The following is a 24,287-nucleotide window of genomic DNA, read 5'->3' as shown; positions in this document are numbered from 1 at the left end:
ATTGGACGAAAACAAACAATAAAATATGATAATGTGCTGGAGCGACACTTCTATTTTACTATAAAAAGAGGGCCCTGCTAAATTTGAATTTTTTAGTAAAAAATACATGAAAAACCCCCGGGATTGATTAATTTTGAATCCCGGGGGTTTTTCACTGCTTTTATTTACATAAACTCTGCTACCAGCTTGTTGAAGTGCGCTTCATTTAAATTTAAATCAGCATGGGCAAGCGGGGTTTCCGAGTAGCCGTTGACCAGCTCCTGGTAAGACTTGCGCTCTGTGTCTTGATAAATCAAGCCTGTGACTAGGCCGTCGTGCCTCATTAGCGTTTGCATCGCAACTTCTCGGCTGGAAGGATCATAGCCTTCGATGTCACTCAGCTTCGTTAAGTTTTCTTTAAACCAATCGTACGTGTTTACTTTATTGTATGTCACACAAGGGCTGAACACATTGATTAACGAAAATCCTTTATGCTTAATTCCCGCTTCAATCAGTGCTGTTAAATCCTTCAAATCGGTTGAAAAGCTTTGCGCTACAAATGTCGCACCCGCTGTCAAAGCCATTTCCATTGGAGAAACAGCCTGTTCAATCGATCCTTGCGGCGTTGACTTTGTTTTAAAACCAGCAGCAGAGCGCGGTGATGTCTGCCCTTTTGTTAATCCATAAATTTGGTTGTCCATCACAATATAGGTGATATCAATATTGCGGCGAATCGCGTGAATGGTGTGGCCCATTCCAATTGCGAATCCGTCGCCGTCCCCGCCTGAAGCGAGCACGGTCAGGTCACGGTTAGCCATTTTCACACCTTGGGCGATTGGCAATGAACGCCCGTGGATACCGTGAAATCCGTATGAGTTAATATAACCGGAAATACGGCCGGAACAGCCGATTCCCGAAACAATCGCCAAGTTTTCAGGGTCAAGCCCGACATTTGCCGCGGCTCGCTGGATCGCCGCCTGTACGGAGAAGTCGCCGCAGCCCGGGCACCAATTTGGTTTTACATTATTTCGAAATTCCTTAAATGTTGTCATTTAAAACAACTCCTTGCAGTTTGTATGAATTTCATGCGGCAAGAATGGGTTTCCATCATACTTTAATATCTTGACAACTTTTTCAGCATGACCGACGTTCATTTTTAAAATGTTTGCCAGCTGGCCTGTTGCGTTATTTTCAACAACTGCAATTTTTTTCGCCGATTTCACGAGTGGCAGCAGTTCATCTGTCGGGAACGGATGAATCAAGCGCACTTGTGCATGGTTTACTTTTAAACCGTCTTTTTCAAGGCGGGCGATTGCTTCTTCGATCGTACCGCGAGTCGAATTAAAACCGACAATTAGCAGGTCCGCTTCTTCGTGAGGAGCGTTTTTATAGACAGGGGTGTTGAAACGAATATGTTCAACCTTCTTGAAGCGCTTATCCATTTGTGCCTTCCGGTTTGCCGACGATTCTGACGGTTTTCCGGTTTCATCATGCTCAACACCTGTCACATGGTGGATCCCGTTTTTCATGCCTGGAATGACACGTGGTGACACACCATCGTCTGTCACTTCATAACGCTTAAAATAGCCTTTGTTTTCGATTTCAGGCAGTTCACTGTTGGCAAGCTTGCCACGGCGGATTTCTACTTTATCAAATTCGAGCGGTTCCACCGTTTGCTTTCCTAACGACAGCTGCAAGTCTGATAGAATAATAACCGGACACTGATATTCTTCTGCAAGATTAAAAGCTTCGGCTGTATCATAGAAAGCCTCTTGAACCGTACTTGGAGCGAGGACAATTTTTGGAATCTCACCGTGAGTCCCGTAAATCATCGCCATCAAATCAGACTGTTCCTGTTTAGTCGGCAAACCGGTCGAAGGACCGCCGCGCTGTGTATCAACGATGACGAGCGGCGTTTCGGTAATTCCTGATAAACCAATCGCTTCCATTTTCAAAGACAGTCCCGGACCAGCTGAAGCTGTAATCGAGCGAACGCCGGCATAGTTCGCACCAATCGCCATCGTAACGGCAGCAATTTCGTCCTCTGTCTGAATAACGGTTCCGCCCAGTGGAGGCAGTTTTTTAATCAAGTATTCCATTATTTCAGAAGCAGGCGTAATCGGGTATGCAGCCATAAAACGGCAGCCTGCCGCTAAAGCTCCAAGGGCGATCGCATCGTTTCCAATCATGAACATCCGCTTTTTCCCGTCTGCTTTTTCAAGCTGCATGGTCTCGATGCTGGCGCCAAGCTTTTCTTTTATGTAATCATAGCCTGCTTGAATCGCTTCCATGTTTTTGTCAACGACCTGCTGGCCCTTGCGTCCAAAAATCTCTTGAACTACTTCTTCGAAAACTTTAATATCAAGATCTAGTACTGCTGAAGTTGCTCCGATGGCAACCATGTTTTTCATAAGGGATGTGCCGAGTTCCGTGGCAATTTCCGTAAATGGAACCGCATACATAGTAGCTTTAGTATCTTCTGGCTGTTTTGGGTCAAATTTTGAATCGGCAATAATGACACCTTTATCATGAAGCTCTTTGTAGTTTACATCGATCGTCTCCTGATCAAATGCCACAAGTATGTCTAAATCATCTGAAATGGCCCGAACTTGAGTTGTGCTTACACGAATTTTGTTGTTGGTATGGCCGCCTTTAATACGTGATGAAAAGTGGCGGTAACCATACAAGTAGTAGCCTAAACGATTCAGCGCAATGGAAAATATCTCCCCGGTACTTTCAATACCTTCCCCTTGTTGTCCGCCAACTTTCCAAGAAAGTTGATTGATCATTCCTTACACCCCTTTAGATACGTTAAAAGAATTATGTAAAAACGTTGCATGTTTAACGAGTAGCACCATTCTATATCACCATTTCAAGCCTATATACAAAAAGATATCGGTTAATAGGAGGGTACTAAACGCTTTCAATTCTAGACCTATGTAGTAAAAAAAGCAACCCTTTCAGATTAAATATTGGCTAAAATGTGAATATTTTTTTATTTTGCGAAATATAATAGCTATTTACATTTTAGCGTGTATCACGTTCGGGCCATTTGTATTGTTTAATACCTGTATTTTAAAGCTTCCCCGGTTTTTTAGCGCGGATATCTTCCTGCAAAATTTTGATAGAGAAACTTGTCCACCTGTATATTAGAATAATATTTATAAAGTTCATTGACGAGAGCCGAATAATCGGCCATTCTTTCCAATCCCGTCACGATGTCATCACTACCGTCAAAATCCGAACCAAAACCGACGTGGTTTTCCCCGCCAAGTGCGCAAACATGGTCAAGATGCCTCAATACATCTGCAATCATTGCCGATCGTGTTCCTGACAGAAATGGAGAAACAAACGTGATGCCAAGAACACTGTTTCTGTCTATTAACGCCTTAATTTGCTCATCCCGCAAATTCCTTGGATGCGGACAAAGGGCATAGCAGTTTGAATGGGATGCGATTGGATAATCAGCCAGATCGATTACATCCCAAAACCCTTTTTCCGATAAGTGGGATACATCACACCATATGCCCTCGTTGTTCAAGACATCGACAACCTGTTTCCCAAACCTCGACAGACCTGCACCTCTTTCCTCCAACACCCCGTCAGCAACGCTGTTCGCATAATTCCAGGTAAGCCCTACAGATGATACTCCGAGCCGCAGGAGCGTCTGCAGTTTGTTTATATCCGATCCGATCGCGTCGCAGCCTTCGAGTGTTAAAATGGCTCCGATTTGGTGTTCAGTTAATCGCATGATCTCATCCTTTGTCAGGATCATTTTAATATTTGAAAAAGACTCGATAATCCTTTCGTAAAAAAGCTCGACCATATGAAGTGCAGCCTGAAATTTCAGATCCGGATGGACTTTTTCCGGTACATAGATTGCAAAGCATTGAACCTTCGGCCCTGGCCCCGATAATTGCTGCCACGTCACCTGCAAATCCGGGGAATCCGTAAAATCAAGGCTGTTGTTCATAAATAGTTTATAAAGGACATCGCAGTGAGCATCAAATATCTTCACATCCATCCACCTCGTTTAAATATAATATAAAAAAAAGAGAACCTGTTTGCATGTTGCAAACAGGATTTTTTGTCTACAAATTCGACCGGAAAGAACTGCCAAGTTCCTGTGGTTTCCCCTTTAGAGAAACTTTTTATCTTGGTTCGATAATTAACTTAATGGCAGTCCTCTCTTCTCCATCGATTAGGATATCTGTAAATGCCGGGATGCAAATTAAATCGACTCCGCTAGGTGCGACAAATCCTCTTGCAATCGCTACTGCCTTAACGGCTTGATTCAATGCACCTGCACCTATTGCCTGGATTTCCGCAGCACCTCTTTCGCGCAGAACACCGGCAAGTGCACCAGCTACAGAATTAGGATTAGATTTTGCTGAAACTTTTAATATTTCCATTCCTAGCTCCTCCTTGTTTAATCCCGATCCCGTATGTTCAAAAATTGAACAAATCAGGTTGTACGTGAAATCATCCACCAACTGGTCAAGCTCTGTTTGTGTGCCTGCTGCTGACAAATTCGGGTAAACCAATCCATTCCCAAGCCTTCCTCAAGCCCGTGAACTAAAAACTGTCCAGTCTGCGAGAACGGATAAATCTTTCCATTGCTACTATATTCAGCACTTAAAAGACATATTCCGGCTTGGACAAAAAAAGGATTGCTTATGAAGCTTCCTGGGATCGTTTTTCAAGGAGCAGAAGAAATTGTTTCTTTATGAGAAAAATGGGTGATCATCATTCACTAAGATGGTTTGAATTTTTTTTGCTTTTCCATCCTGTTTATCAATGTCAATTATTACCGCACTCAGTTGCGTCCGCCCTTCCTTCGTCACTTCAAAGCGGACCGGCAAGGCTGTCAAGAATCTTTTCAGTACGGCGTCTCTTTCGACACCGAGAATACCATCATAGGGGCCGGTCATGCCAACATCTGTCAAAAACGCTGTTCCAGCGGGCAGGATGCGCTCATCTGCCGTTTGAACATGTGTATGGGTACCGACCACCGCTGACACCCTCCCGTCCAAATACCACCCCATCGCCTGCTTCTCACTCGTTGCTTCCGCATGGAAATCAACAAAAATAATCGACGTTCGCTTTCGCGCTTCTTCAATAAGCTGATCTGCTTTTTTAAACGGGCAATCAATCGGTGTCATGAAAGCCCGCCCCTGCAGGTTGATCACCGCCACTTCATCCTGATTCACTTTTAAATAGACGATTCCCTTCCCTGGTGTTCCATCTGGAAGGTTGGCAGGACGCACCATATTTTTTGCGTCATCAATAAATTCATAAATTTCCCGGTTGTCCCAGGCATGATTGCCAAGCGTAATAGCCTGAGCCCCTTCCTCAAGGAAGCGTCGGTAAATTTTGTCAGTTATTCCCTTCCCGCCTGCGGCATTCTCTCCGTTGATAATCGTAATCGTCGGACGGAATTTCTCTTTTAATCGAGATAAATAGCTGCTGACCATGTCCCTCCCGGGTGAGCCAACGACATCCCCTATAAACAGTATTCTCATGTTAGTGCCCTTTCCTTTACGTGTTTTTTTGCTTATGTAGATCTTACCACAATCCCACTTGGTTCTATTCATGGAGCAGCTGGATACAAAAAAAAGCGGTGCTGAAGCACCGCTTTATTTTGCATATTCTACCGCTCTTGTTTCGCGTATTACTGTTACTTTTATATGGCCCGGATAATCGAGTTCTTCTTCGATTCTTTTCCGAATATCCCGTGCCAGGCGATGAGCTTCAAGGTCATCAATTTGTTCTGGTTTTACCATAATTCGAACTTCACGGCCTGCTTGAATTGCAAATGATTTTTCAACACCGTCATACGATTCTGAAATCTCTTCAAGCTTTTCAAGACGGCGAATGTAGTTTTCAAGTGTTTCACTGCGAGCTCCCGGTCTTGCCGCTGATAGAGCATCTGCTGCTGCCACAAGCACCGCAATAATCGATGTTGGTTCCGTATCCCCGTGGTGAGAAGCAATACTGTTGATAACGACCGGATGTTCCTTGTACTTCGTAGCAAGTTCAATCCCGATTTCAACATGGCTTCCTTCAACTTCATGGTCAATCGCTTTACCGATATCGTGCAGAAGTCCCGCGCGGCGGGCCAGGGTCGTGTCTTCCCCAAGTTCAGCTGCGAGCAGCCCGGAAAGGTGGGCAACCTCCACTGAGTGCTTTAATACATTTTGGCCATAACTCGTTCGGAATTTTAAGCGGCCAAGAATTTTGATTAAATCAGGATGGAGCCCGTGAACACCCACTTCAAATGTAGTTTGTTCACCTATCTCACGGATATGCTCATCCACCTCGCGTCGAGCTTTATCAACCATTTCCTCGATGCGTGCCGGATGAATCCTTCCGTCTTGCACAAGCTTGTCCAGCGCCAAGCGAGCTGTTTCACGTCGAATCGGATCAAAGCCGGATAAAATGACTGCTTCAGGAGTATCATCAATAATCAAGTCGATTCCTGTCAGTGTTTCGAGAGTCCGTATATTACGGCCTTCCCGACCGATAATTCGGCCTTTCATTTCATCATTCGGCAAGTTCACAACCGATACAGTTGTCTCCGCAACATGGTCTGCTGCACATCTTTGGATAGCAAGTGACAAGATCTCTTTCGCTCTCTTGTCTGCTTCCTCTTTTGCACGATTTTCGCTCTCCTTCACCATGATTGCGATATCGTGGGACACTTCCTGTTCGATACGATCCAAAATGATTGCTTTCGCTTCTTCACGCGTCAAGCTCGAGATGCGTTCCAGTTCAACCTGCTGTGCTCGTACCATCTCGTCCACTTTGCTTTCCATCTCTTCAATATGCTGTTGTCTTTGGTTAAGGGAATCATCTTTTCTCTCTAAAAGATTTTCTCGTTTATTCAACGACTCATCTTTGCGATCAAGATTCTCCTCTCTTTGCAGTAAACGGTTTTCTTGTTTTTGCAGTTCATTTCTTCGTTCACGAACCTCACGTTCAGCTTCAGTACGAAGCTTGTGGATTTCATCCTTTGCCTCAAGCAAGGCTTCTTTCTTTGAGGCTTCTGCATCACGCTTTGCATCTTCTAAAATCTGCTCCGCTGCGTTTTTTGCTCCAGCTATCTTCGCTTCCGCAAAGGATTTACGAATAAAATAGCCAACAACTGCACCGACGAATAGGCCAAGCAAAATGGAGATGATCGTAATGGGTTCCATCATTTCACCTCCTCTTGCTATGAACTTTTGTTACGTTTTTTTAACTGTCGGCATGTACATTGTTTATCAACATACAGCTCTAGGACTTTTAAACGTGTTAATACTAAAAAATGTGTAAAATATACATGCTTAATTGTATAGCTGTAAAATTTTATTGTCAAGGGCCAGTCCCTGCGCCTTTTTTTGTCTATAAGCAAAAAGCCATATCATCCAAGCGATAAATTCACATATTCAAGCAATAACATTCATATACCGGTTGCTGCGGACTTTTATATTTCAATCCCGGAGTGTATACAAAATCAAAAAAAACAAAGCCCTGAGGCTTTGTTTTTTAGTCTACAAGCTCGAATTGTTCCGGCTCTTCTCCAGAGTCAATAACCGTTTTTTCGTCGTCAAGACCGTAATGGTCGCGAATTTTTTGCTGGATTTCAAGGCGCAGCTCTTTGTTTTCTTTTAAAAACAGTTTCGCATTTTCACGGCCCTGCCCTAAACGCTCTTCATTATACGAATACCATGAACCGCTTTTTTGGACAATGTCCAGCTCTGAGCCCAAATCAATAATTTCGCCGTCTCTGGAAATTCCTTCGCCGTACATAATGTCCACTTCAGCTGTACGGAATGGCGGGGCTACCTTATTTTTTACAACCTTAATTTTTGTTTTATTTCCGACCATATCCGTTCCTTGCTTTAAAGCCTCCGCACGTCGGACTTCAAGGCGCACTGTTGAATAGAATTTTAATGCGCGTCCGCCTGGAGTCGTTTCCGGATTTCCAAACATAACTCCGACTTTTTCACGGATCTGGTTAATGAAAACGGCAATCGTTTTTGATTTGTTAATGGCACCTGACAATTTACGCAAAGCCTGAGACATTAAGCGGGCCTGCAAACCAACGTGGCTGTCACCCATTTCGCCTTCAATCTCGGCCTTTGGCACAAGTGCTGCAACCGAGTCAATAACTAAAATTTCAATCGCGCCGCTCCTGACAAGAGCTTCCGCAATTTCGAGCGCCTGCTCGCCTGTATCGGGCTGGGAAAGCAGCAGTTCATCGATGTTCACACCAAGCTTCTGGGCATAAACCGGGTCAAGCGCATGTTCGGCATCGATAAATGCAGCTTGTCCGCCGTTTGCCTGGACTTCGGCAATCGCATGCAGGGCAACTGTGGTTTTACCTGAACTTTCAGGTCCATAAATTTCAATAATCCTTCCGCGCGGATATCCACCTACTCCAAGAGCAACATCGAGGGCAAGGGAGCCACTCGGGATAGTCGAAATCCTACGATCTGTCTGCTCTCCAAGCTTCATAATAGAACCCTTACCGAATTGCTTCTCTATTTGTTTTAACGCCATTTCTAAGGCAGCTTTACGGTCACTCACTAAGTATTTCCTCCTTTATTGTTAACGAATCGGATTCGTTTTCTGTCTCATCTCACAGAACCTATCTCTAACTATAAATGTTTTTTTATGTTTTGTCTAGAAAAAAATCGAACGTTTATTCGGTTTTTTTCTATCACTAAAGATATCAAGAAATAGTCGTTATATCAAGAAACTTCCCTATTTTCGAGTTAATAAAGCGTAAAAAATAAACTTTTTTACTCATATTCTGAAATTAAAAAGCAGAGCGCTTTGTTAAGCACTCTGTGAATTAGCGAGAAGCTTTAATAGCAAGTGGCAGCCATATTTGACAGCGCGAATGCGATTTGCTTCTCTGCCGCCGCCAAATTGCATTTTTTCAACAACTGCCGGTGTTCCTTTGACAGAAATGCCAATATAGACCGTTCCGACCGGTTTTCCTTCGGACTCATCAGGACCTGCCACTCCAGTAAAGCTGATTCCGAGGTCAGATTCGAAAATGTTTGCTGCATTTTCGGCCAGTTCCCCGGCACAGGCCCGGCTAACCGCGCCGTGCTTGTCAATCGTTTCCTTGCTGACTTGAAGCACATCCGTTTTGGCCGTGTTCGTATAACAAACAACACCGCCCTTTAAGATAGCCCCGGCTCCCGGATAAGAGGTAAGCTCCTGCTGGAACATCCCTCCTGTTAAGCTCTCGGCGCAGGCAATTGTTAAGCCCTTGTCCTTCAAAGTTTTCGTCAATTCCTTCATAAGCGATGTCTCATCATAACCATAAAAAAATTCTCCGGCACGGGCGAGCACTTTTTCCTCCATTTCATCCAATAGCAATTGGGCAACATCAAAAGAGGCAGCACTTGCTGTCAGCCTGATGCTGCATTCCCCGTCGGAGGCAAGGGGAGCAATCGTCGGGTTCGTCTGCGCTTCGATTAAGTCTTCAAGTTCTGTTTCAAGAAGCGATTCGCCAATTCCGAAAAAACGCAATACCCTTGAAGCAATTACTTTTTGTGAAGCCGCTTTGCCAAGCAAAACCGCATTCCCGTATTTCAGAAACATCGGTTCCATTTCCTTCGGGGGGCCCGGCAGCAGCATATACGTATGATTTTTCGTTGAAAGAACCATGCCAGGTGCCATTCCGTGATCATTTTTCAACACTTGAGAGTCTTCAAGAATAAGAGCCTGCTTTCGGTTATTATCCGTCATCACTCGATTTGTGCGTTCAAAATATTGCTCGATCGAACGGAGGGCTTCCTCATCGGTAACGAGGTTTTTCTGTAAATGTCTGGCAATCGTTTCCTTTGTTAAATCGTCTTTCGTCGGGCCGAGACCGCCCGTAAAAATAATTAATTGCGAACGGCTTTCAGCTATCTTGATAACAGCTTCAAGACGGGCTGGATTATCCCCGACAACGGTATGGTAAAAAACATTGATGCCCATGTCGGCGAGCTGCCTTGAGATAAAGCGCGCATTTGTATTGACAATTTGACCAAGCAGCAGTTCGGATCCGACTGCAATAATTTCTGCATTCATCAATCTGCCCTCCTAAAGCGCCCCGATTATTTTGAATTAAGAAAAGCACGCTTGTTTTTGGCGAAATAATCCCATCCGGACCAAATCGTAAAAAACATGGCGACCCACAGGGCCAATTGGTCAAACGGTATCGAGACAAGTTCAAATATCGCATTGTGGAGAAGCAGGGCTGAAATCGCAATAATTTGCGTCCATGTTTTGATTTTTCCCAGCATGTTGGCAGCTACTACCTCTCCTTCTCCAGCAAGGACAAGCCTCAGGCCGGTAACCGCAAATTCACGGCTGATAATCACGATGACAATCCAGGAGGCTGCAAGCTCCAGATCGACGAGCACGATTAAAGCAGCCGAAACGAGCAATTTATCGGCGAGCGGATCAAGGAACTTGCCCAAATTGGTAACAAGGTCGTATTTTCGGGCATAGTAGCCGTCGATCCAATCGGTTGTGGAAGCAATGATAAAAATTATCGCACCGATAAAATGGGTTACAGGTAGTTCTGCTCCGATAAAGGACATGTTCCCCCAATCAAAGGGTGCCAGCATCACAATAAGAAATACTGGAATAAGCAATATTCTTGAAATGGTAATTTTATTAGGCAGATTCATGATATACCTCCAAAATAGTATCTAAAAAGCGCCCAGGGCTCATTCAACCCGGGAATTAAAACAATATGTAAAGGAAAATAGCCATCTTGCAGATGACTATTCGTTTGCCGGTACTTTTCGAATTGTAATATCCTGGCGTACCGATTCTGATGGCGAGACAGCAAACTCTACCTTTTGATCATTCACGAAGATTTCAGTATTCGCCGAATTTCCAATCACGATCACTGCTTCCGTTTCTTGTGACAGATCAACTGTTTGGCTGTTCGTCCCTGTTGGAGAAAGTGTCCCTTGATAGAAAGAATGCCCTTTGCCGTTTGTGATGTTGACCCACGTATTCGCACCGGTCGCCGCCACTCTCAAATTGAATGTTTTGGCGTTTGTTAACTGGTAAGTGGTATTTCTTCCACTGGCTTCAACAACAGAGATTTGCTGGGCAGGAGCTTCCTCCACTTGACCTTCTCCATTGCTTGCGGAGTCGTCAGCTTTGTCTGAATCCTCTTCTTTCTGCTTATCCTCTGTGTTTTCATTTTTTTCATTATCTTTATTTTTCTCTGACTCTTTATCGACGCTATCCGGCTGCTCATAATTAATCGTCGTATCCTCTTCATTAACAGGTTCATCTGCTCCTTGATCCTTGTTTTCGAGGACAAGGTACCAGATAAGGACAATTGCCCCAATCACAAAAATGCCTATCAATATTTTTGGCAGCAAATCAAGAATCTTTGAGCTATTGTCTGAAATGTTTTTCCGCGTTTGCACCCTTGAAATTTTTTCTGTAATATCTTCATTATGTGCTGCAGGAATATCGTTTTTATATTGCTCATAGAGCTCTTCCGGTTCAATGCCGACTGCTTCTGCATACTGCCTGATAAAAGCTCGTACGTAAAATTGGCCAGGCATCATTTCGTAATTTCCTTCTTCAATGCCTTTTAAATATCGTTTTTGAATTTTAGTCGCCGTTTGCAGCTCGTCAAGGCTCATGCCTTTTGCTTCACGTGCTTCTTTTAATCTATTGCCTAGTTCAGTCACAATAACACCTTCCATACGTTTAAAAATCAAAGCCACCAAATTCAGAATCAGAGAACATGCTGTTTTTATGTTCAAGTTCGTATGTGATCTCTTCATCAGGATCATTGCGCAATTCAATAATATAATCAAAATCTTCAAGAGTATATTCAGAATTCTGCACAAACACGTCCGGGTGCTCAACTACTTTTACAGCGTTGAGGCGCATGATTTCCCTGACAAGCTGCCAATGCCGTTCATTTGCTCTTCTCGTCGAGACTATGCCATCAATAATAAATAAATTGTTTTCGTTATACTCATCTTCAATCAGTTGATTACGAATCGTTTGCTTCAGCAAAGTCGAGGAAACAAACAGCCATCGTTTATTGGCACACACACTGGAAGCCACGATTGATTCCGTTTTGCCGACACGTGGCATTCCCCGGATGCCGATCAGCTTATGACCATCCTGCTTAAACAATTCTGCCATAAAATCAACAAGAATGCCAAGTTCATTCCTGATAAAGCGGAATGTTTTTTTATCATCGGCATCACGCTGGATGTATCGGCCATGCCGGACAGCCAGGCGATCCCGGAGCTTTGGTTCCCTAAGCTTAATTACTTTTATTGTATCCATCGTATTTAAAATAGACTCAAGCCGCACAATTTGTTCATGGTCCTTTGCAAGAATCAGTAATCCGCGCCTGCCTTCATCTACGCCATTAATCGTGACAATATTGATTGAGAGCATACCGAGCAAAGACGAGATGTCGCCAAGCAAACCAGGACGGTTTTTTTGTATTTCATATTCTAAATACCATTCGGTTTTATCCATAAAAACCTCCCACACGATAAACCATTTGACAAATTCCTGCAAAATTTTTATCCCGATTCTATCATAAATTATTTTTCCAGAAGATGAAAGGAAAAACAAGCATAACTTTTCCTTAACAGGCAAAATGAATGCTTTCGGGACTGGCCAAGCTCCGAAGTATTGTTAAAAGAAAACAGCCCTTGCCGGTTAAGGCAAGGGCTGTTTCATCAATTATTGTTGTCCAGATCCGTTATTTTGAACGAGCTTGGTCATCATACTGGCAATCGCATGCTGTTCTTCACGACTTGCAACCGACCAAAGATCAGCAAGAACTCTTTCCTGCTCATTTTTAGGGTCAACGTTCTCAGAAAGGTAACCACCAATTTCATAGGCAAGGTTACTGATCGTTTCATCGTTCATCCCCTCATTTTGGGCATGTTGGAGGCGATTACCTAAAAAACTTTTCCATTGGTCCCAGCTTTCTAATATAGACATTTTTTCATCCTCCTTTTCATAAATACATGGTTATTTTGGATTTACAAGGATGAAAATATGCATGAAATTTTTAAGTATACCAACCGCCGTTGACACCTAGTATTTGGCCGGTTATGTAAGTGGCTTGATCTGACAGAAAGAAAGCAACTGAATTCGCGACCTCCTCTGGATTTCCGAGTCGGCCGATTGGAATTTCATTTGCCAGTTCATCAATTTCTACTTCAGTGAGGCTGTCAAGCATCCTCGTATCGATCGCGCCCGGCGCGATCCCGTTGACTCTGATCCCAGTCCGGGCCAGTTCCTTGCTCAATGCTTTTACAAAGCTGATCTGTGCCCCTTTCACAGCAGAGTAAGCAACTTCAAATGCTGAGCCGGTTTGCCCCCATATCGAAGAAATGACGATGATGTTGCCGCCCTTTTTACTGTGCAGCTTCGGAAGCAGTTCCTTTGTAAGCAAAAGCGGCGATGTTACGTGAATGCGGACCAGTTCCTCGGCGGATTGTTCATCAAGATCAATCAGCATGCCAGAATGGCTGTTGCCGCTATTATGAATAATTGCATCAAGTGAAAAGACCGAAGAAGCAATTTTTTTATAGCCGGACGGAGATGAAAGGTCAGCTTGAATCGGAATATACTCCCCTTCAAGTTCATTCAGTTCGCTCATCAGCTGTTTAATACCTTCTTTGTTGCGATGGTAATGCAAATAGAGTGAATAACCGTTCTTTGCCAATTTTTTTGCAATCGCGCTCCCGATACCGCCGCTTGCCCCGGTAATTAATATGAATTTTCCCATGCACTTCACTCCGTACAATTTCAGTATATGCCCTTTATCATACAATTCTTTATCTATTGAGTAAATTCACAAAGTATTAAGCCAAACCGAAAAACGAGTTAAATTGTGTTGATAAACCAGGAGGATTCGTATGAATCATATGAAAAAAAGTACCGCAATGGTACTTTTTTCAGACTTCATTATTTGTTTTTCGGAATCACCTGGCAGACACTGAAACGGTCATCAGAGATGAATCGGTTTGCAGTAGCTTTGACATCTTCCAACGAAATACTCTCAAGCGTCGGAACGACATCAAATAAATTCATATCGTTAAAGGCATAACGCGTAAATTGATTGGCGATATATTCAGGGGAGTTTACCGCACGAAGAAAAGCGCCGATTTTCTTCTTTTTCGCTCTGCCGAGATTTTCTTCCGTAAAGACGATGCCTCTTTTTCCTTCTGCCAATATTTCCGCAATGCGCTCAGAAAGACGCTCAGGATCATTCGTATCCCCGCCTACCATCGCAAAGCCAAAGCCCTGTTCCTGTGTATAATCATAGGAAAATGTTTCATCAATCAGTCCTTCATTGTATAGCTCGCTGTATCGTTCGGAGCTTTTACTGAACAAGATATCGAGGATAACATTGATGGTTAACTCATTTTTCAGCAGTTCAGCACCGCTTTCGTTTGGATCCGGAGCTTTGATTCCGAATAAGCATTTCGATGTTTGCACATTCATTTTTAGGACTTGCTTTTTGACCGCAGCTTCGGCAGGTTCTTCGGCAAGCTGGCGCTTGATTTCCGGCTGGTCATCATACTGCTTTTTAGCCTGATTCTCCTTGACCTGGTTCATGATCCGCTCAGGATCGACCGGCCCTGTTACAAACAGCAGCATGTTGCTCGGGTGATAAAAGGTTTTATAGCATTCATAGAGCATATCCTGTGTAATTTCGGAAATTGATTCAACTGTTCCTGCAATATCAATCTTAACAGGATGGTTTTTGTACAAATTTTCAATAAGGCCAAAGTATAAACGCCAATCGGGATTGTCTTCATACATGGTGATTTCCTGGCCGATAATACCTTTTTCTTTCTCAACTGTTTTCTCAGTAAAATAAGGATCCTGGACAAAATCGATTAACGTTTCGAGGTTTTCTTGCACATTCGACGTACTCGAAAACAGATACGCTGTTCGTGTAAAAGATGTAAACGCGTTTGCTGATGCACCCTGGCGGCTAAATTGCTGGAACACATCCCCGTCTTCCTTCTCAAAAAGCTTATGCTCCAAAAAGTGGGCAATGCCATCCGGAACCTCGATCACTTCATCTTTATCAAGAGGCTGAAAATGGTTATCGATCGACCCGTAATTCGTTGTAAACGTAGCATAGGTTTTATTAAATCCTGGCTTAGGGAGAATATATACATTAAGCCCATTCTCAAGCTTTTCATGAAAAAGCTCTTCCTGGAGCTGGTCAAATTTAATTTTCTTCACTTTTTCCAACCTCCATTCCCGTTAAAAAATAGATCGTATCAAGATCGACTTTTTGTGCGGCCGCAACGATATCTTCCTTCGACACTTGCCTTGTGTTTTCGAGCCATTCGTCGAGGTCCACAAGGGTACCGGCAACAACACTATGGTAGAACACCTCGACAAGGCCCCGGGCTGTGTCAATCGTTTCAAGCATCTGGTTGATTGTTACGGCCTTCGTCTGTTCAATTTCAGGCTCCGTAAAATCGCCGTTTTTCATTGCTTCCATTTGTTCCTTAATAATCGTGACTGCCTGCTGATAATTTTTCCTGTCTATTCCCGACATCACCATCAGCAATCCTTTGTGGCTTTCTAGCCGGCTTGCCGCATAATAGGCAAGACTCGCTTTTTCGCGGACATTAATAAACAGCTTCGAGTGTGAAAAGCCGCCAAAAATACCGTTGAACAATTGCAGGGCATAATAATCAGCATCCCCATATGTGATGTTTGTGCGGTATCCGATATTCAATTTGCCTTGCTTGACATCCTGCTCCTCGATTACTTCATGAACCTCTGGCTTTTTTTCTGGTATGTACGACGCTGAGACCTGGGGCTCGCGCTCGTTAAATTGCAAGAGGCTATCAGCGATTTCAATTACTTCATCCTCGACAATATCGCCGATGACATAAAGATCAAGTTCATCTTCTGAAAAAGCTCTTTCATAATATTCATATAAATTTTTCGCATTAATATCATCGACTTTTTCAAGTTCGCCGTTTACAGGAATAGCGTACGGTTCGCCTTTACACATTTCCTCAACAAGCCTGAAGTTAGAATATCTCATTTTGTCATCGTAAACTGCTTGAATCCGCTGCTTTAACGTCCGTTTCTCTTTGTCAACTGTCTCCTTATCGAATGCTTGCCCGTTTGCATGCGGGTTTCGGAGGATTTCTGCGAAAAACTCAAATGCTTTTTTCAGTAATGGGGCCGGGTCGCTCAAAAACTTCTCGTTGGCGACTTCGATAGAGAAGCTGATAATATGATATTCACCCTTTTTTGCGAGATCGACAAAAAGGGTTGCCCCATAAAGTTCATCTAAATATGAACGGAGAGCGGTTGTCGAAGGATAGCGGTCTGAACTGCTTTGAAGAACGTAAGGCAGGATTGCTCTAAAAGTTGCATCATCCTCATTTAAAGGTGCCTTCATTTTCCAAACGATTGTATTCGTTTTATATTTTCCCGTTTTGACAATATGCAGTTTGTAGCCTTTCATTTTCTTCATGGCTTCAGATATTATAGCCATCATAATTCCTCCCTTACCAAACACTTTTTTTCAGTCGAGCGGTTATTTTCTATCATATCCTTTAATTTGAAGGCTATTCTTTCTTATAGTACCAGAATTTAGACTTTTTACATTATACTTAGCTTCCGGGCAGATCATTTCATTTCTTTTTCAAGGGGGTGTTTACATAATATTATTATGATGAAATAAATAAAGCCCCCGTTAATGGAGGCTGTTAACTTGAAATGGCTTCTGTCGGGAGTGGGCTGGAATTGCAGAAGGCAGTACCGCAATCAAAACGGGCCTGGTTTTTACCATTTCTCTTCGCCATATATAAAAGCTTATCTGCTTCGGATATGACATCTTCGCTTGTCTGTGCCTGTTTGCTGCCAGCAATGCCAAAACTCATCGTAATTTTCAGACAATTATTTGTGAATTTTTTCTTGTTTAAGTATTCATAAAACTATGTAAAAAATTGCTGCAGCTGTTCTGTCTTCTGGTTGCGGAGTACAAGAGCGAATTCCTCGCCTCCATAACGAAATGCTTGTCCGTCATATTTTAATGCAAAATCATTCATCATTTTGCCGATTTCCCGGAGTACTTCATCTCCCACTAAATGGCCATACCGGTCATTTACCGACTTGAAATGGTCAATATCACCCATTATAAGTGAAAAGGGAATCGACTTTTCCCTCAAATGACGTATATGCTCCTGGAAGTGGCGATGATTATACAGTCCTGTTAAATAATCGGTAACAACAAGCTGCTGATACATGTTTTTTTGCTTAATATGCTTTCGTTCCCTTAGCACAAGCATGGCGCCGAAGAGTCCGACAATCCAAACAAAAGCCGTATTTAATAAAAAGACAAACCACACTTGTTGAGGTACAGGCATCTCCATTAATAGTATTCCGGAATAACCGGCAGTTGCCGAGGCACTTGAGATGAAAAAACCTTTCGTACGCCAATAAATAGTCGCATGCATAACAAACAGGTAAGTAATCGGAAAAAGATAGCTCATCACGCCGCCGGTCAAATATAAAAGCCAAAAGAGCGCAATAAAATCAAACAAGATCCCTATTTTTGTAATTAAAGGGAAGTACTTATGATCAGGCCTCATTTTAGATAGTGCTATCTGTGCTGTTAACATATATGTGGCGCCGACTGCGACGAGGTACGGAAATGAGCCTGATTCAAATTGGAGAATCTTAGCCAGGGGAGGAAAATAAAATATCGTTATTGCCATCGCAAAGAAAATCCATCTTAGATAGGAAAAGATTCTTTCGGTTTTATAATCGTTCATATACAGAGAAAAACCCATATCTATTACCCTCTTAAAGTATTAACAACTAATTCCATTTTAGCACAATAAAGCGTTTCAAAAAGATAAATATTTAGACAATCTTCGTCAATTTTCTTAACTTACTCTGGTCATTTTTATACAAAAACACCCCTGATTCACTTAAGAACCAGGGGTGTAACGTATATTATCTGCTTCCTTTTATATAATGTGTTCCGGAAGCTTTAGGGGCTTCTGCCCGGCCAATAAAACCTGCCAGAGCCAGAATCGTTAACACATATGGTGTAATAAGCAAATATACATTTGGAACATTCTTTAAGAAAGGTAAGCTTGATCCGATAATGCTCAAGCTTTGCGCAAATCCAAAGAATAGCGCGGCACCCATTGCTCCAAGCGGATGCCATTTACCAAAAATTAATGCTGCAAGAGCCATAAAACCCTGGCCGCTGATTGTTGCATGGCTGAAGTCAGAGGAAATTGCCTGTGCGTATACACCACCGCCAATTCCGGCAAGCCCCCCGGAAATGATGACGCCAATGTAACGCATTCTTGTGACGTTAATTCCCATTGTGTCCGCCGCCATTGGATGTTCCCCGACGGCACGAAGACGGAGGCCGAACGGTGTCTTGAACATCACATACCAGGCTATAAACGCAAAAACGATCGCAACATATGATGTGTAATACGTATTGGAGAAAAACAGATCTCCAAGCAGCGGAATATCGCTTAGCAGCGGAATATCGACTTTGCTGAATCCCTTTTGGATAATATCAGTCTGTCCTTTTCCGTAGATGAGCTTGACTAAAAACAAGGCCGCCCCTACTGCTAGCAGGTTAATCGCGACACCGGAAACCGTCTGATCAGCTCGGAATGTAATCGACGCAACAGCATGGAGAACAGAAAGCAAGGCGCCAACAACCATTGCCACTAACAGGGCAATCCAAGGCGTTAAGTTTCCTAAACTGTCAACGAACGTTAAATTAAAAACGATCGCAGCGAATGCCCCAATCACCATTAATCCTTCCAACCCGATGTTTACAACGCCGGAACGCTCCGAAAAGTTTCCACCTAATGCAGTGAAAATAAGTGGTGCTGCCCAAAGTAAAGTAGATGGAATAATAATTAATAAAATATCCATTAAGCCCACTTACTTCACCCCCTTTTTGCTCAATCGTTCAATCAATAAACGAATCATATAACTTGCGGCAACAAAGAAAACGATTAGCGCAATAATAATATCAACGAGTTCGTTCGGCACACCGGCCTCAAGCGGCATGTTCAAGGCACCAACCTTTAAGCTGCCAAACAGGATGGCTGCAAAAACAATCCCGATCGGGCCGTTTGCGCCTAAAAGGGCAACGGCGATTCCGTCAAAGCCGACACCTGTAAAACCGCCCTTTATCGCTGCGTATCCAAATGTTCCGAGTCCTTCCATCGCACCGGCGAGCCCGGCAAAAGTACCGGATATAACCATTGACTGGATGATATTGGCGTTGACGTTCATACCCGCATATTGTGATGCATGCTGATTGAAGCCAACAGATCTTAATTCAAAGCCTTTCGAAGTTTTTTCTAGTAAAAACCACATAATGAATACGCTTATGATAGCGATGATAATTCCCCAGTGGAGGCGGGAATAGTCGGTCAGCCCTTCAAGAAACGGTGATCGAAGTGTAGCCGATCCATGAATGTTTGCTGTCCTGTCGCTTCTTTCGGAAAGGACAGTCCGAATCATATAGTTTGTTACATGTAGAGCGATATAGTTCATCATAATTGTGACAATAACTTCGTGAACGCGGAAACGGGCTTTTAAAAGGCCTGGAATAAAGCCCCATAGTGCTCCTGCCAGAGCAGCGGCCAATATCGCAAGCGGCAAATGAATGATTTTCGGAAGCTCTAAGGCCACGCCAACCCAAACAGCTGCAAGCCAGCCGACAATCAGCTGGCCTTCAACACCAATATTGAATAAACCGGTTCTGAAGGCAAATGCTACCGATAATCCGGCTAAAATATATGGAGTGACCTGGCGAACCACTTCACCGGTATAATATGCTTGTCCAAAAGCACCATTCCACAGCGCGGTATAACCCGCAACGGCATCATAGCCGCTGATAACCATAATAATCGTTCCGACAATGATGCCGAGAAGTACGGCTATTACCGGAATTAAGATATTTTTTAGGCGATTAGATATTGCCTTCTTCACCTGAACTAATATATTTTTTAGGCGATTAGACATGGCTTTCTTCACCTGCTTCCTTTCGTTTCGAACCGGCCATCAACAATCCGAGCTCTTGTTCTGTCGTCTTCTTTGGATCGACTATTGCGACAATCTTTCCCTCATAAATAACAGCAATGCGATCGCTGACATTGATGATTTCATCCAACTCAAATGAAAGAAGCAGGACAGCCTTTCCATGATCACGCTGTTCGATAAGCCGTTTATGGATAAACTCGATTGCCCCAACATCAAGGCCGCGTGTCGGCTGTGCGGCAATCAATAAATCCGGGTCGCGATCCACCTCACGGCCAATGATCGCTTTTTGCTGGTTACCGCCTGATAAAGAGCGGGCGAGTGTGTATTCACTTGGTGTTCTGACGTCAAATTCCGCTATCAGTGTTCTTGCTTTTTTGTAGATCTCTTTGAAATTCAAGATACCCTTTTTTGAGAATGGGGTTTTATAATAAGTTTGCAAAACCATATTCTCAGCAACCGGAAAATCGAGGACAAGACCGTGCTTATGGCGGTCCTGCGGAATATGGGCAACTCCGGACTCACTTATCTTCCGCGATGAAAGATTGCGGACTTCTTTATTGTTCAGTTTAATTGAGCCGCTTTCCGACTTTCTGAGCCCGGTGATTGCTTCGATTAATTCAGTCTGGCCATTCCCGTCAACCCCGGCAATTCCGAGGATTTCTCCGGCATGGACAACGAGGTCAAGTCCTTTGACAGCCGGAACACCGCGGGAGTCCTTCACAAACAGCTGATCAATCTCCAACACGGGTTGCTTTGGGTCGGCAGGAGTTTTATCCGTTTTAAAAAGGACTTCACGGCCAACCATAAGACTCGCCAGCTCGTTTGGATTCGTGTCCTTTACATTGAGGGTGCCAATGCCAACCCCTTTCCGGATAACCGTGACCCGGTCGCATACTTCCATGATTTCTTTCAGTTTATGAGTAATCAGGATAATCGACTTGCCTTCTGTAATAAGGGTTTTCATAATTTGGATAAGCTCTTTAATTTCCTGCGGCGTCAAAACGGCTGTTGGCTCATCAAAAATCAGGATTTCCGCGCCGCGGTAAAGAGTTTTTAATATTTCTACCCTTTGCTGCATTCCAACCGAGATATCGGAAATTTTCGCTTTTGGATCGACAGCGAGCCCATAGCGTTCCGAAATTTCCCTTACCTCTTGTTCGGCTTTTTTAAGATCAATCTTCCCACGGGATGTTGTTTCTTTTCCGAGAATAATATTTTCGGTGACTGTGAATGTATCAACAAGCATGAAGTGCTGATGCACCATGCCAATTCCTAAATCGTTAGCAATGTTCGGATTGGTAATATTCACGGCTTTTCCATTAACACGGATTTCACCTTGCTCTGGCTGGTACAGGCCGAAGAGCACATTCATTAATGTCGATTTACCCGCCCCGTTTTCCCCGAGCAAAGCGTGTATTTCTCCTTTTCGCAGTTGAAGGGTTATATTATCGTTGGCAACAATCCCGGGAAACTCCTTGCGGATATTAAGCATTTCAATTACGTATTCCATCATTTTTCACTCCTTGCTCTTAAATAAAGGAAATTAAAGTTTAGTAGTATGAAGTCAGACTTTTACTTTAGTTAAAAAACGGGGTTGCCCCCCCTAAAATCTTAAGTGAAAAGCAGAAATGGGTTCTGCGCTTCAATTAACATTCTATTAATTGAATGAACTTCATAAAGCCATTCTTTAATTGAAAAACGAACAGTTATTTAAGTTAAGATATATGTATTCCTACGGTATACTCCTGTTTATTAGACAACTTCATTCGTTTTTCGGTTTAGCTTATTATATTGTGATATTTATCCAATTATAAAAAAAGGAATAAGAGGCCGAAAAAGCCGTGACCACTTATTCCTTTTTGTTCATTAACTAGCAGAGAAAGTTTTTAATTCGTCACGAGTTCCTGGAACCGTGATTTCCCCGCTAACAATTTTTTGTTTCCACTCTTCGACAGCTGCTTCAATATCTGCTTTATTGGCAAGCTCTTCATTGATTGGAGCAAGGCCGACGCCGTCTTCACTTAATCCGTAAGTCGTAATTTCTCCGCCAGGGAAGTTTCCTTCTTTAGCCTGTTTTGAAATATCAACTACGGCATTGTCAACACGCTTAAGTGCCGATGTAATGATTACATTGTGCTCTTCGCCGTCAATTTCTACTATACCCTCGGCTGTTTGATCAGAGTCAACGCCGATTGCCCAAATTAGATTAGAAGGATCTTTTTTCTTAAGGTCGCGTGCTTCTTTAAATAGGCCATTACCAGTGCCGCCAGCAGCATGGAAAATCACATCCGCACCAGAAGAGTACATTGTCGCTGCAATCGTTTGGCCAAGCTCAGCTTTGTCAAACGCACCTGAATACTTAACATCAACTGCTGCTTCAGGATTAACCGCTTGGACACCAGCCCGGAAACCCGACTCAAAACGCTCAATTACCGCACCCTCGACACCGCCGATAAAACCGATTTTCTTTGTCTTGGTCGCAAGTCCTGCTGTGACACCAGCAAGGAATGATGCTTCCTGTTCTTTAAACAAAATGCTTGCGACATTTGGCTGGTTGACTTCAGCATCCACAATCGCAAATTGAGCGTCTTTTTGTTGTTTGGCAATCTCATCGACAGCTTCCATCATCATAAAACCAATACCAAAAATGAGACTGTAATCTTTGCGGACAAGGTTATTTAAGTTTGTCGCATAGTCAGCGTCAGATTGGGATTGCAAATAATCATAGCCTGTTCCTTTTTCAAGGCCATTGTCTTTACCAAACTTCTGGAGACCTTCCCATGCAGATTGGTTGAAGGATTTGTCATCTACACCACCGACATCCGTTACCATTGCTATAGAGAATTTGTCTTCTTTTTCTCCTCCGCCAGCTCCGTTATTGTCTTTTTCGTCTGAATTGCCACAAGCCCCTAAAATCGTTCCAGCAGCAAGCACAAGTGACAGCGCTAATCCGAATTTACGCGTTTTCAAGGTTTGTACCCCCTAAAGTGTTGTAGATATAGTAGAAATGGTCTGGATCGCCTAAGCGTTTACAATCTCTGAAAAAATTAAATTCTTTTTCTCAGAACGTGAAAACTGAACTTATCGGCTTTAAAATAATTGACCGAATACAGAATGGGTTCGTCCGTTTCATCGAAATGCATTTGCTTTAAGACTAGCAAAGCTGTTTCCGGGTCACATTCCAGGATCGGTGAAATTCTTTCATGATAGCCGATCGGTTCGATTTGGGCAACCGCATAAGTAATTTTCCGCCCTGCCTTCTCCTCCAAGATGCTGAGAAGCGATTCTTGCTCATGGGAAAAGGATTCCGGCATGATTCTTTGGGGAACTTTATCAATGCAATACACGACTGGTTCGCCATTAGCGGTTCGAACTCGTTCACTCATGACAATTTCTTCGTCCATGGTACATGAGAAGCGGCGAATATCCTCTTCGGTTGGACTCATCGTTGATGAGCCGAGGAAAATCGTCCCAGGAGTCATGCCTGCTTGTTCAATCATATTCGTTACACTGTTAAGCTGCTCGATCCCCGAAGTAAACAGCGGCTTGGCATTCACAAATGTCCCAACGCCATGACGGCGGATGATCACATTTTCCTCTTCTAGAATTCTTAACGCTTCCCGAAGGGTAGCCCTGCTGACTCCGAGCTGCTTGGCAAGATCAAACTCTGAAGGCAGCTTCTCTCTTTCTTTATACTTGCCTTCGTCAATATCCTGCTTAATTCGATCGATGACTTGTAAATACAAATGCCGATTATCTGATTTGATAGACATGAGCTCCTCCAACCACTTTTCTCCAGACATCAGACCTCTGATGTTCAATCATTCCTACTAATCGAAAATACTATAACACTTTTTTCCCTATAAATAAATAGAGTTTCAGGATTTTGTCGAAAAAAGCTTATAGTTTACAACAGTCGAAGATATATGCAAAAAAAGCTCCCTATACAGTTAGTCTATTCATGCAAAAAACAGTTAGAATCCTTGTCCTGTCAATTATTTTCTTTCGTTTACCCCAAATAATTTTTCTCCGCTGATCCCGGTAAAAAATTGACATAGATTGTTCTCTTGACTTTTTTGTAAGCGCTTTTAATAGTATGTCATATTTACTGTTTACAAGAGTCATGCTAACGGCTGGAAACAGTTTCTAGCTTAAATAATCTCGTGATTTTGTTTTTGTAGAGTAGAAAACAGGAATTAGATATTGTCTTCTTGTCCTCGGGTTTCAGGGTGTTC

The 24,287-nt window shown here is 43.1% G+C and carries 20 protein-coding genes and 1 pseudogene; all 21 read right to left on the bottom strand.

Features of this window, described 5'->3' with window-relative positions; all coding sequences use genetic code 11:
* Positions 1-164 precede the first annotated feature (164 nt).
* Positions 165-1,031, bottom strand: coding sequence for a 2-oxoacid:ferredoxin oxidoreductase subunit beta (locus CVD23_RS07050; protein ID WP_101576746.1), 867 nt, complete (start codon positions 1,029-1,031; stop codon positions 165-167).
* On the bottom strand, positions 1,032-2,768 hold the full coding sequence (locus tag CVD23_RS07045) for a 2-oxoacid:acceptor oxidoreductase subunit alpha (protein ID WP_101576744.1): 1,737 nt from the start codon (positions 2,766-2,768) through the stop codon (positions 1,032-1,034).
* 305 nt (positions 2,769-3,073) lie between these two features.
* A complete protein-coding gene (locus CVD23_RS07040) occupies positions 3,074-4,003 on the bottom strand; it encodes a dipeptidase (RefSeq protein ID WP_180955584.1) in 930 nt (309 codons plus the stop codon).
* Between the two features lie 127 nt (positions 4,004-4,130).
* Positions 4,131-4,391, bottom strand: coding sequence for a stage V sporulation protein SpoVS (gene spoVS / locus CVD23_RS07035; protein WP_029281188.1), 261 nt, complete (start codon positions 4,389-4,391; stop codon positions 4,131-4,133).
* A 312-nt stretch (positions 4,392-4,703) separates the two neighbouring features.
* On the bottom strand, positions 4,704-5,501 hold the full coding sequence (locus CVD23_RS07030) for a TIGR00282 family metallophosphoesterase (RefSeq protein WP_101576740.1): 798 nt from the start codon (positions 5,499-5,501) through the stop codon (positions 4,704-4,706).
* A gap of 114 nt (positions 5,502-5,615) precedes the next feature.
* The gene (gene rny / locus CVD23_RS07025; protein ID WP_101665587.1) at positions 5,616-7,175 is read right to left on the bottom strand and encodes a ribonuclease Y; all 1,560 of its coding nucleotides are present in this window, start codon (positions 7,173-7,175) and stop codon (positions 5,616-5,618) included.
* Positions 7,176-7,506: 331 nt separating this feature from the next.
* Positions 7,507-8,550 (bottom strand): recombinase RecA, encoded by a 1,044-nt coding sequence (gene recA / locus CVD23_RS07020; protein WP_101576736.1) that lies wholly within the window; start codon positions 8,548-8,550, stop codon positions 7,507-7,509.
* 252 nt (positions 8,551-8,802) lie between these two features.
* Complete coding sequence (locus tag CVD23_RS07015; RefSeq protein WP_101576734.1) at positions 8,803-10,053, bottom strand: competence/damage-inducible protein A; 1,251 nt, start codon at positions 10,051-10,053, stop codon at positions 8,803-8,805.
* 26 nt (positions 10,054-10,079) lie between these two features.
* On the bottom strand, positions 10,080-10,658 hold the full coding sequence (pgsA, locus tag CVD23_RS07010; RefSeq protein ID WP_101665586.1) for a CDP-diacylglycerol--glycerol-3-phosphate 3-phosphatidyltransferase: 579 nt from the start codon (positions 10,656-10,658) through the stop codon (positions 10,080-10,082).
* Positions 10,659-10,754: 96 nt separating this feature from the next.
* Complete coding sequence (locus CVD23_RS07005; protein WP_101665615.1) at positions 10,755-11,687, bottom strand: helix-turn-helix domain-containing protein; 933 nt, start codon at positions 11,685-11,687, stop codon at positions 10,755-10,757.
* Between the two features lie 19 nt (positions 11,688-11,706).
* The gene (locus CVD23_RS07000) at positions 11,707-12,498 is read right to left on the bottom strand and encodes a DUF3388 domain-containing protein (RefSeq protein WP_101576730.1); all 792 of its coding nucleotides are present in this window, start codon (positions 12,496-12,498) and stop codon (positions 11,707-11,709) included.
* Between the two features lie 210 nt (positions 12,499-12,708).
* Entirely contained in the window at positions 12,709-12,972 is a 264-nt protein-coding gene (locus CVD23_RS06995) for a DUF3243 domain-containing protein (protein WP_101576728.1), read from the bottom strand.
* A 70-nt stretch (positions 12,973-13,042) separates the two neighbouring features.
* On the bottom strand, positions 13,043-13,765 hold the full coding sequence (gene ymfI / locus CVD23_RS06990) for an elongation factor P 5-aminopentanone reductase (protein ID WP_101665585.1): 723 nt from the start codon (positions 13,763-13,765) through the stop codon (positions 13,043-13,045).
* A 179-nt stretch (positions 13,766-13,944) separates the two neighbouring features.
* On the bottom strand, positions 13,945-15,237 hold the full coding sequence (gene yfmH / locus CVD23_RS06985) for an EF-P 5-aminopentanol modification-associated protein YfmH (RefSeq protein WP_101665584.1): 1,293 nt from the start codon (positions 15,235-15,237) through the stop codon (positions 13,945-13,947).
* Positions 15,224-16,516: an EF-P 5-aminopentanol modification-associated protein YfmF gene (yfmF, locus tag CVD23_RS06980; protein ID WP_101576722.1), complete on the bottom strand. Its 1,293-nt coding sequence runs from the start codon at positions 16,514-16,516 to the stop codon at positions 15,224-15,226. The genes yfmH and yfmF overlap by 14 nt, the downstream gene beginning before the upstream one ends.
* 214 nt (positions 16,517-16,730) lie before the next feature.
* A pseudogene (locus CVD23_RS22355) lies at positions 16,731-17,516 on the bottom strand (GGDEF domain-containing protein).
* A 466-nt stretch (positions 17,517-17,982) separates the two neighbouring features.
* The gene (locus CVD23_RS06965; protein ID WP_101665581.1) at positions 17,983-18,942 is read right to left on the bottom strand and encodes an ABC transporter permease; all 960 of its coding nucleotides are present in this window, start codon (positions 18,940-18,942) and stop codon (positions 17,983-17,985) included.
* Positions 18,943-19,989 (bottom strand): ABC transporter permease, encoded by a 1,047-nt coding sequence (locus CVD23_RS06960; RefSeq protein ID WP_101576762.1) that lies wholly within the window; start codon positions 19,987-19,989, stop codon positions 18,943-18,945.
* A gap of 37 nt (positions 19,990-20,026) precedes the next feature.
* Positions 20,027-21,562 (bottom strand): ABC transporter ATP-binding protein, encoded by a 1,536-nt coding sequence (locus CVD23_RS06955; RefSeq protein WP_101665580.1) that lies wholly within the window; start codon positions 21,560-21,562, stop codon positions 20,027-20,029.
* A 356-nt stretch (positions 21,563-21,918) separates the two neighbouring features.
* Positions 21,919-23,022: a BMP family lipoprotein gene (locus CVD23_RS06950; protein WP_101665579.1), complete on the bottom strand. Its 1,104-nt coding sequence runs from the start codon at positions 23,020-23,022 to the stop codon at positions 21,919-21,921.
* A gap of 77 nt (positions 23,023-23,099) precedes the next feature.
* Positions 23,100-23,825 (bottom strand): GntR family transcriptional regulator, encoded by a 726-nt coding sequence (locus CVD23_RS06945; protein ID WP_101576711.1) that lies wholly within the window; start codon positions 23,823-23,825, stop codon positions 23,100-23,102.
* Positions 23,826-24,287: the final 462 nt, after the last annotated feature.

Source organism: Bacillus sp. V33-4, from assembly GCF_002860225.1.
GTDB lineage: Bacteria > Bacillota > Bacilli > Bacillales > Cytobacillaceae > Bacillus_BJ > Bacillus_BJ canaveralius.
This window is presented reverse-complemented; position numbering and strand designations above follow the sequence as displayed.